Raw genomic sequence first — 9097 nt, 5'->3', positions numbered from 1 at the left:
CCTAAATGATCTTCATCACCTAAGATATCCGTCAATACAGCGTAACCATTTTCTTCTTTGATTAAGCCCATCGCGATACCAGCAACAGGTGCTTTAATCGGCACACCCGCATCCATTAACGCCAAGCTGGTACCACAGACTGAAGCCATTGAACTTGAACCGTTTGATTCGGTGATTTCAGAGACAACACGCACTACATACGGAAATTCTTCCGCTGAAGGCATAACAGCCTGAATACCACGTTTGGCTAATTTACCGTGACCGATTTCACGACGTTTTGGAGAACCAACAAAACCTGTTTCACCAACACAGAATGGAGGGAAATTATAGTGAAGCATAAAGCGGTCACGATATTCACCTTCCACAGCATCAATCATTTGCGCATCACGCTCGGCGCCCAATGTGGCCACAACGATAGCTTGAGTTTCACCGCGAGTGAATAATGCTGAGCCATGGACACGTGGTAAGACACCTGTTTCAACGAAGATTGGGCGAACACTTGATGTGTCACGGCCATCGATACGTGGATCACCAGCAATGATCTTACCGCGCACTAATTCCTTTTCTAACTTAGCAAAAACGCCTTTCACATCATCTTCAGAATATTCTGAATCTTCTGTAGCAATAGCTTCGACGGCTGCTGAACGAACATTACCTAACTGTTCTAAACGCGCTAGCTTGTCGCTGATAGCATAAGCTTCTTGAATACCAGCATAGGCAGTGTCTTTCACTTGATTATATAAAGTGACGTCTTTTTCAGGTGCAGTCCAATCCCAGGCAGGTTTGCCGACTTCAGCTTGTAACTCTTTGACCAAGTTAATAGCGGTCTGCATTTGCTGGTGACCGAACATGACCGAACCCAGCATCACTTCTTCAGGTAACTCAGAGGCTTCAGACTCGACCATTAAAACAGCGCTTTCAGTACCTGCAACGACCAGGTCTAATGCGCTTTTATCCAGTAGAGCTTTGCCTGGGTTTAATACATAGCTGCCATCAACATAACCAACACGTGCAGCACCCAGTGGCCCATTAAACGGAATACCTGAAATAGCCAGTGCTGCTGAAGCACCTATCATTGAAGGAATATCCGGATCAATTTCTGGATCCAGTGCAACAACCGTTGCAATCACTTGCACTTCATTAACAAACCCTTTTGGAAACAAAGGACGTAGTGGGCGATCGATTAAGCGAGACGTTAATGTTTCTTTTTCACTTGGACGGCCTTCACGTTTGAAGAAACCACCAGGGATTTTACCGGCTGCGTATGTACGCTCCTGGTAATTAACAGTTAAAGGAAAAAAGTCTTGGCCTGGGTTGACATCTTTTTTACCAACAACGGTTACTAATACTGACGTTTCGCCAAGACTGGCAATAACGGCACCACCGGCTTGACGTGCGATTTTTCCGGTTTCAAGACTTAATAAATGGTCACCGTACTGAACTGTCTTTTTTACTGAGTTCACTCTTTTCTTCCTTCTCTTCTCTGTTGTCAGTTATGAACCCGTTTCACAACTGATATAAAAATCATAAATCTAAAAACGAATATGCCCCTGAAACTGTTATAGCTTCAGGGGCATATTTTATATATCCTGCCTTGAGGTCGCCGATTTTGCCGGCCACATTGGCTGCATATAATGAGTCACCAAAATCAACTTAGCGACGTAAACCTAATTCAGCAATCAATGCACGGTAACGTTCGATATCTGTCTTTTTCAGATAGTCCAACATTTTACGACGGCTGCTAACCATTTTTAACAGACCTTGACGTGAATGGTGATCGTGAATGTTTGTTTTGAAATGCTCTGACAAGTTTGTGATACGCGCTGTTAACAAAGCAACTTGTACTTCAGCAGAACCAGTATCACCTTCTGAACGTGCAAATTTAGTGATCAGTTCTTTCTTTTGTTGTGCAGAAATAGACATTAAATACTCCAACTTTTTGTAGCTTTTGCTACTAGTTAAATTCTGAACTGCCCCAGCAGATACATACCAGAACAGCCAACCTTTTTGAAGGTAGGGATTCTACCGACTTTCTTATTATGAAACAAGGCGTAGTTTAAGCCACCGCATTTGCAAATAAACGCTTCGGTGATACCACACCTTCTGCTGACATTTCGCCTAAACCAATAAACTCATTATTCACATTAAATAATCTGACATTTGCGCTTATAAAAGGCTCATGTACCGAAATAGAGCGTCCAAAACTAATATTTTTTGTTCCCTCTTCATCAAGCTGAATGCTTGGCCAGTCGGGTAATGCATCTTCTGCTCGTTGCAATAGTTCATCAAGTGCTTTGATGCCCTGCTTATCTGATTTTTCCTGAAGAGACGTTAGTGTAATGGCGTCTGATAAATCATAACCAGCGACTGCTGTTCTTCTCAGCATTGTGACATGGCCACCAGTGCCTAAGGCATGGCTAATATCTTCTACCAAGGTACGAATATAGGTACCTTTGCTACACCTTACTGATAAAGTAAAACTCTGTCTTTGGTAATCGAGCAATTGAATCTCATAGATCGTAATTCGACGCGCTTTTCTTTCTACATCGATACCTTGTCTTGCAAGTTTATATAACGGTTGCCCCTGATGTTTTAATGCGGAGAACATAGGTGGAACCTGATCAATCTCACCGATAAATTGCTGGATGATTTGATTAAGCGTAGATTCAGTAAATTCGGGAATAGGCAGTTCTTCAAGTACATTACCGTCAGCATCACCACTGTCGGTGATAATACCCAGCTGACAGGTAACGTGATATTGCTTATCTGCGTCTAATAAGTAACTGGATAATTTTGTCGCATCACCCAAGCAAACAGGAAGTACGCCTGTAGCAAGAGGATCGAGACTACCTGTATGTCCAGCCTTTTTAGCATCGAACAGGCGTTTGACTCGTTGAAGAATGTGGTTTGAACTTTGCCCGGTAGGCTTATCAATAATGACAATGCCGGTAACATCCCGACCTTTTTTATTTCGTCTTGCCATCAGCGTGATAAATTAGTCTTCGTCTTCCCGACGAATATCTGCATTCGCTTTGGCAATCAATTCATCCATGTGGAACCCGTGTTCCAGGCTTTTATCATAAAAGAATTGCAATTCAGGCATGTTTCTTAGCTTGACCCGTCCAGCCAGACCTCTTCTCAGATAACCAGCAGCACTATTCAGACCTGCTAAACATTCTTTCATGTCCTGCTCATCTTCAAAGCCATTAAAACGGGTGACATAGACTTTGGCATACTTAAGATCCGACGTCACATCGACGTGTGAGACAGTAACCATTCCCACACGTGGATCAGAAATCTCGCGTTGAAGCATCAACGCGAGTTCTCTCATTATGACTTCGCTAAAGCGATTTGTACGACTAAATTCTCTTGCCATTACAGGGTCGGCTTCATTAATACACGTTCATACACTTCGATTTGGTCGCCTGGTTTGACATCTTTGTAGTTCTTCACACCGATACCACACTCAGTACCCGCATTGACTTCATTAACATCATCTTTAAAGCGACGTAATGATTCGAGCTCACCTTCGTATACCACTACGTTATCACGTAGTACACGAATTGGGTTGTTGCGTTTAACTGTACCTTCTACAACCAAACAACCTGCGATATCACCAAACTTAGGCGATCTAAATACATCGTCAACTCTAGCCAACCCGATGATTTCATCTCTGTATACAGGTTCAAGCATACCTGTCATGGCTTTAGTAACAACGTCTAATAGGTCATAAATGATGCTGAAGTACTGAACATCCAGACCTTTTTCACTGATCACTTTACGTGCTGCATTATCAGCACGAACATTAAAGCCAATCAGAATCGCATCGGAAGCGGCAGCAAGTTGAGCATCGGTTTCATTAATACCACCAACACCTGAACCGACAACACGGACTTTTACTAAATCTGTAGACAGTTTCTGCAACCCTTGACTCACTGCTTCAACAGAGCCGTGAACGTCACCCTTAATAACAACATTAAGTGTTTTAACGTCACCTTCTTCCATCTTGTTGAACATTTCGTCCAATTTAGCCGCTTGTTGTTGAGCCATTTTTTGCTCACGGGCTTTTGTTTGACGGAAGTTGGCAATTTCACGTGCGGTGCGGTCATCAGGCGCTGCCTGAAGTTCATCACCGGCAGCGGGTGTACCAGATAAGCCAAGTAACTCTACCGGTGTTGAAGGGCCAGCATGTTTAAGTTGTTCGCCTGTCTCGTTAAACATAGCACGAACGCGGCCATACTCTTGACCAACAACGACGATATCGCCCTTGTTTAAAGTCCCTTGTTGAACCAGTACCGTTACCACCGTACCACGACCTTTATCCAGTCGCGCTTCAATGACAGTACCGTGAGCAGGTCCTTGTTCAGGTGCTTTCAGCTCCATAACCTCTGCCTGAAGCGAAATAGCTTCCAGCAGATCTTCAATACCTTGCCCCGTTAATGCTGATACAGGAATAAACTGAACATCACCACCCCAGTCTTCTGGAATGACTTCGTGATTAGCTAATTCTTGCTTCACACGATCAGGGTTAGCATCCTGTTTATCTATTTTGTTAACAGCAACAATGATGACTGAATCAGCAGCTTTAGCATGCTGAATAGCTTCAATTGTTTGCGGCATAACACCGTCATCTGCCGCGACCACCAGAATCACGATATCAGTCACTTTTGCACCGCGTGAACGCATTTCTGTAAATGCAGCATGGCCCGGTGTATCAAGGAATGCGATTTCACCACGACTGGTTTCGACTTTGTAGGCACCAATATGCTGAGTGATACCACCTGCCTCACCAGAAGTCACTTTGGTGCGACGGATGTAGTCCAATAACGATGTTTTACCATGGTCAACATGGCCCATGACAGTAACAACTGGCGCTCGACCAATTGCTTCGCCCTGATGCTCATCAGACACTTGAAGTGCTTGTTCAACTTCATTCTCGATGATAGGTTTTGCAATATGCCCCATTTCCTCAACCACAATAACTGCGGTATCTTGATCAAGAACCTGGTTGATGGTGGCCATGGTGCCAAGTCCCATCAGAGCCTTGATAACTTCACCAGCTTTAACTGACATACGCTGAGCTAGATCAGAAACACTGATGGTTTCCGGTACGTTTACTTCATGTACGACGGGTGCAGTAGGTTTTGAAAAGCCGTGTTCCTGATCTTTGTTAACAGCGACTTTCGCTGCCGATCCTTTTTTCTTCTTACGGCGCCCACCTTTGCCTTCGGTCACGTGAAGTTCTTTACGCTCAAACTCATCATCGTTACGACCGCCTTTGCGACTAGATTTTTCACGATTATGTTTCGCTTCGGCATCTTTCGTCTTACGCACACCTGCTTTTTGTTCTTTTGCTTGCGCTTCTGCAGCAGCAGCACGTGCTTTTTCCCTTTCTTTCTCAAGAGCCTCTTCTTCTTCACGTGCTTTTTTCTTGGCTTCGAGTGCTTTTTCCGCTTCAATTCTAGCCAGGTTTGCAGCACGTCTCTTTGCATCAGCTTCTTCAAGCTTTTTATGTGCAAGTTGAGAGGCCGTTAAGGATGATGTTTCTGTTTTCTGCTTTGGTTTAGGTTTCACTGTTTCTTCAATCGCTTTTTCAGCTTTCTTAGATTTAGCTTCTTCTTCCAGGGCTTTTTTCTCTTCTTCTGCTGCTAACTTGGCTTCTTCTGCCGCTCTATTCTCTGCTTCGATTGCCGCCGCTACAGCCGCTGCTTCTTCTTCAGATTCTTTAAGACGTCGAGCTTCATCATCCTGTTGACGGCGCTTGGCTTCTTCTAATCGAAGCGCTTCAAGTCTCGCCACCTCAGCAGCTTGTTGTTCAGCCACACTCATCTGAGCGGTTTGCTCTGTATTGGTAGTGCTGTCTTCAGTTTCGTTACGTTTTACGTATGTACGTTTTTTCCGTACTTCAACACTAACACTTTTACCACCACGCGCTGTACCACCTAATTTAATTTCACTAACTGATTTACGCTTTAGTGTAATTTTTTTAGGCACTGCGGTTTCACCACCACCAGACTTACCATGACGCTGTTGCAAGAATTGTAATAACGTCTGTTTTTGATCTTCAGTAATGAAGTCATCAGGCTTTGAGACGTTAATCCCTGCTTCGTTCAGCTGTTCGACCAAGCGTTCAGCTGTAATTCCGACTGTGCCAGCTAGGTCCTTAACCCTCATGTCACTCATTGGTTACTCCCCTGCATCTGTTTGTTCATTAGCAAACCACGATTCTCTGGCTTTCATGATAAGTGCAGCAGCTTGCTGTTCTTCCATACCACCTATTTCAACTAACTCATCGACGGCGAGTTCAGCTAAATCATCAAGATCAGTGATACCTTTACTTCCCAAAGTTAACGCGAGATCACGCGTCATCCCATCCATATTTATCAGCTCTTGAGTTGGCTCTGCTGACTCCAGCTGTTCTTCACTTGCAATCGCGCGAGTTAAAAGTACATCTCTTGCTCTCGAACGAAGTTCAGCAACGATATCGGCATCAAACTCTTCAATGTCGAGCATTTCATGCTCTGGGACATAAGCCACTTCTTCAAGTGATGAGAAGCCTTCTTGGGCCAGAATTAATGCAACATCTTCATCGACATCAAGATCGGCCATGAAGGTTTTGATTAATTCGCCAATTTCAGACTCTGCTTTTTTGTCAGCATCAGAAGCTGACATCACATTGAGTTCCCACCCCGTTAATTGGCTGGCTAAGCGCACATTTTGTCCACCGCGACCAATCGCTTGAGATAACTGAGCATCTTCAACAGCAATGTCCATGCTATGCGCGTCTTCATCAACAACGATAGATAAAACTTCAGCTGGCGCCATGGCATTAATAGCAAATCGAGCAACATCTTCATCCCAAAGGATAATATCAACACGCTCTCCAGCTAGCTCATTAGTGACTGCTTGAACACGTGATCCACGCATACCGACACAGGCACCAACAGGATCTATACGTGACTCTTTGGCCAGTACAGCGATCTTAGCTCGCAAACCAGCATCACGCGCCGCCCCTTTTACTTCGATCATGCCATCACTGATTTCAGGCACTTCTAAGCGGAAGAGTTCGATTAATAACTCAGGAGCAACACGGCTGACGATGAGTTGTGGACCACGACCTTCTGGTCTAATTTCTTTTAAGTAACCACGAATACGATCACCCGTTCTGAAACTCTCACGCGGGATCATTTCTTCACGTGGTAAAAATGCTTCTGCATTACCACCAAGATCCAAAGTCACATTGCCACGCTCAACACGTTTCACTGTACCGTGAATCATTTGACCGACCTTCTCACGATATTGGTCGACTACCTGTGCGCGTTCTGCTTCACGTACTTTCTGGACAATCACCTGTTTAGCAGTCTGTGCCGCAATACGACCAAACTCAACAGACTCCATAGGTTCGCGAACATACTCACCCACTACAGCATCAGGATTGCTTTCTTGAGCATCTTCTATTGTAATTTCTGTCTCTGGTGACTGATAGTCTTCATCTTCGACGATCAACCATTGACGAAACGTTTCGTAATTACCTGTGACACGATCGATCTGTACATGTGCATCCAATGCCATGTCATAGCGTTTACGTGTAGCCATCGCTAACGCCGCTTCAATTGCCTGAAAAATCACTTCCTTGCCCACGCCTTTTTCATTAGACATGGCATCGACAACCAATAAAATTTCTTTGTTATTCATCACGCCCCCAGTGGATTACGTAGCAGACCAAATCCAGCTCAGTATTCAATATATTAACCGCTAATAATACGCTTGTTTTAGGCAACAAGTCTTGCTTTTGCTAACTTTGCCAAAGGCAAGGCATATACCTCACCATCCACTTCTATTAAGATCTCACCATCACTAAAGCCCTCTAATACGCCCTTGAAATTACGTCGGCCAGCGACAGGTAATTTCATTGTTATTTTGGCTTCAGCACCTTTAAATCTTTCAAAGTCCCGAGCCTTAAATAAAGGTCGATCAAATCCTGGGGATGATACTTCCAGCACGTAAGCACTTCGAATTGGCTCTTCTACATCAAGAATACCGCTCACTTGATGACTCACCCTTTCACAGTCTTCTATACCAATGCCTTGCTCAGCATCAATGTAGATTCGTAAGATAGGATCGGGGCCGCCCTGGATATATTCAATGCCTACCAATTCATATCCAAGAGTCTCAATGGAAGACTCAACAAGTTGTTCAATCTGATCAGTAATGGCCATAAGTATGTATTAAGCCTTGCGGCCTAAATCAATTCTCCAGAAAAACAAAAACCCCATACAGGGGCCCGGAATTCAAAATATTGTCATGCGGCTAATCTACACCGCTCTGCCATAAGCATCTGTGCTGGAACAAGCTTGCTTCCAGTACTGATTGCTCTCCAGAAAGCACAGAATATTAACAGAAACCTACCCGTCACAGCAACTTAAACTATTTATAGCCACAAACTCAGTTTTACTTGCTTCAACCACACAATCATGAATCAACTGACATTCATGCTATGAAAATTACCTTTATATCTTTCTTGGGAAAACTTTCATTCCTGCAGTCAGGTCAGTTTGTTTTCTGTAAGCACAGGAAAAAGAACTCATGAAAATATCACTATCTCCTTTTATTCTTTATTTTTTATGTTCTATAAGTGTCAGCCATCCTCTCTCTGCTGACAGTGAACATGCTTCAGATTACATAGTGTTTAAAACAATAGAAGATGAAGATACTAGTAGTGACTGTACACAACGAGGCGGATTACGTATCTATGTTGAGAATATTCATCCAAAAAAAGTAATCGATATCAGTTTAGATCGTTATTTTTCCGATGTAAGGCAGGCTGGTCGCTCCATGTTTGCTCTGCAAAGCGGTCACATGCAAGCACTAGGCTGCAACGTTGTTATGGAGAGTCAGCAGCATTGGCAATTAGTTAATGCCAGATTTATAGAAAAAGAAGATGCGATTAAGAGATACGGTGAGGTGTATTAACGCCCAATAAAAAAGCTCAAAACAACAAGTTGTTTTGAGCTTTTTATATTCTATTGGTAGCGGGGGCTGGATTTGAACCAACGACCTTCGGGTTATGAGCCCGACGAGCTACCAGGCTGCTCCA

General features: G+C 43.8%; 8 protein-coding genes. 1 reads left to right on the top strand and 7 read right to left on the bottom strand.

What is annotated here, in order from left to right; genetic code table 11:
• The 7 genes from pnp to rimP all read right to left on the bottom strand — a co-directional run.
• The coding region (pnp, locus tag B3014_RS10835; RefSeq protein WP_289286979.1) for a polyribonucleotide nucleotidyltransferase at positions 1 to 1463 on the bottom strand (1463 nt) is incomplete at its 3' end.
• A 190-nt stretch (positions 1464 to 1653) separates the two neighbouring features.
• Positions 1654 to 1923 carry a 30S ribosomal protein S15 gene (rpsO, locus tag B3014_RS10830; RefSeq protein ID WP_007145766.1) on the bottom strand — a complete coding sequence of 90 codons (270 nt, stop codon included), beginning with the start codon at positions 1921 to 1923 and terminating at the stop codon, positions 1654 to 1656.
• A 133-nt stretch (positions 1924 to 2056) separates the two neighbouring features.
• Positions 2057 to 2983: a tRNA pseudouridine(55) synthase TruB gene (gene truB, locus B3014_RS10825; protein WP_289243883.1), complete on the bottom strand. Its 927-nt coding sequence runs from the start codon at positions 2981 to 2983 to the stop codon at positions 2057 to 2059.
• 12 nt (positions 2984 to 2995) lie between these two features.
• Positions 2996 to 3376, bottom strand: coding sequence for a 30S ribosome-binding factor RbfA (rbfA, locus tag B3014_RS10820; protein ID WP_286305246.1), 381 nt, complete (start codon positions 3374 to 3376; stop codon positions 2996 to 2998).
• Complete coding sequence (gene infB, locus B3014_RS10815) at positions 3376 to 6183, bottom strand: translation initiation factor IF-2 (protein WP_289243884.1); 2808 nt, start codon at positions 6181 to 6183, stop codon at positions 3376 to 3378. Before infB ends, rbfA begins: the two co-directional genes overlap by 1 nt.
• Before the next feature lie 3 nt (positions 6184 to 6186).
• A complete protein-coding gene (gene nusA, locus B3014_RS10810; protein ID WP_289243885.1) occupies positions 6187 to 7695 on the bottom strand; it encodes a transcription termination factor NusA in 1509 nt (502 codons plus the stop codon).
• 77 nt (positions 7696 to 7772) lie between these two features.
• Positions 7773 to 8219 (bottom strand): ribosome maturation factor RimP, encoded by a 447-nt coding sequence (gene rimP, locus B3014_RS10805; RefSeq protein WP_286305248.1) that lies wholly within the window; start codon positions 8217 to 8219, stop codon positions 7773 to 7775.
• A gap of 367 nt (positions 8220 to 8586) precedes the next feature.
• On the opposite strand from rimP, the gene B3014_RS10800 reads away from it, so the two are divergent.
• Positions 8587 to 8973: a hypothetical protein gene (locus tag B3014_RS10800; RefSeq protein WP_289243886.1), complete on the top strand. Its 387-nt coding sequence runs from the start codon at positions 8587 to 8589 to the stop codon at positions 8971 to 8973.
• Positions 8974 to 9097: the final 124 nt, after the last annotated feature.

The organism is Methylophaga sp. UBA678, from assembly GCF_002299105.1.
GTDB lineage: Bacteria > Pseudomonadota > Gammaproteobacteria > Nitrosococcales > Methylophagaceae > Methylophaga > Methylophaga marina.
The sequence above is the reverse complement of the archived record's forward strand: the minus strand, read 5'-3'. Positions and strand labels throughout refer to the sequence as shown.

What these genes read in the sequence shown, in the direction of transcription:
- truB (WP_289243883.1), bottom strand. Translation starts at nt 2,983, where the DNA reads ATGGCAAGACGAAATAAAAAAGGTCGGGATGTTACCGGCATTGTCATT.
- rimP (WP_286305248.1), bottom strand. Translation starts at nt 8,219, where the DNA reads ATGGCCATTACTGATCAGATTGAACAACTTGTTGAGTCTTCCATTGAG.
- rbfA (WP_286305246.1), bottom strand. Translation starts at nt 3,376, where the DNA reads ATGGCAAGAGAATTTAGTCGTACAAATCGCTTTAGCGAAGTCATAATG.
- rpsO (WP_007145766.1), bottom strand. Translation starts at nt 1,923, where the DNA reads ATGTCTATTTCTGCACAACAAAAGAAAGAACTGATCACTAAATTTGCA.
- B3014_RS10800 (WP_289243886.1), top strand. Translation starts at nt 8,587, where the DNA reads ATGAAAATATCACTATCTCCTTTTATTCTTTATTTTTTATGTTCTATA.
- nusA (WP_289243885.1), bottom strand. Translation starts at nt 7,695, where the DNA reads ATGAATAACAAAGAAATTTTATTGGTTGTCGATGCCATGTCTAATGAA.
- infB (WP_289243884.1), bottom strand. Translation starts at nt 6,183, where the DNA reads ATGAGTGACATGAGGGTTAAGGACCTAGCTGGCACAGTCGGAATTACA.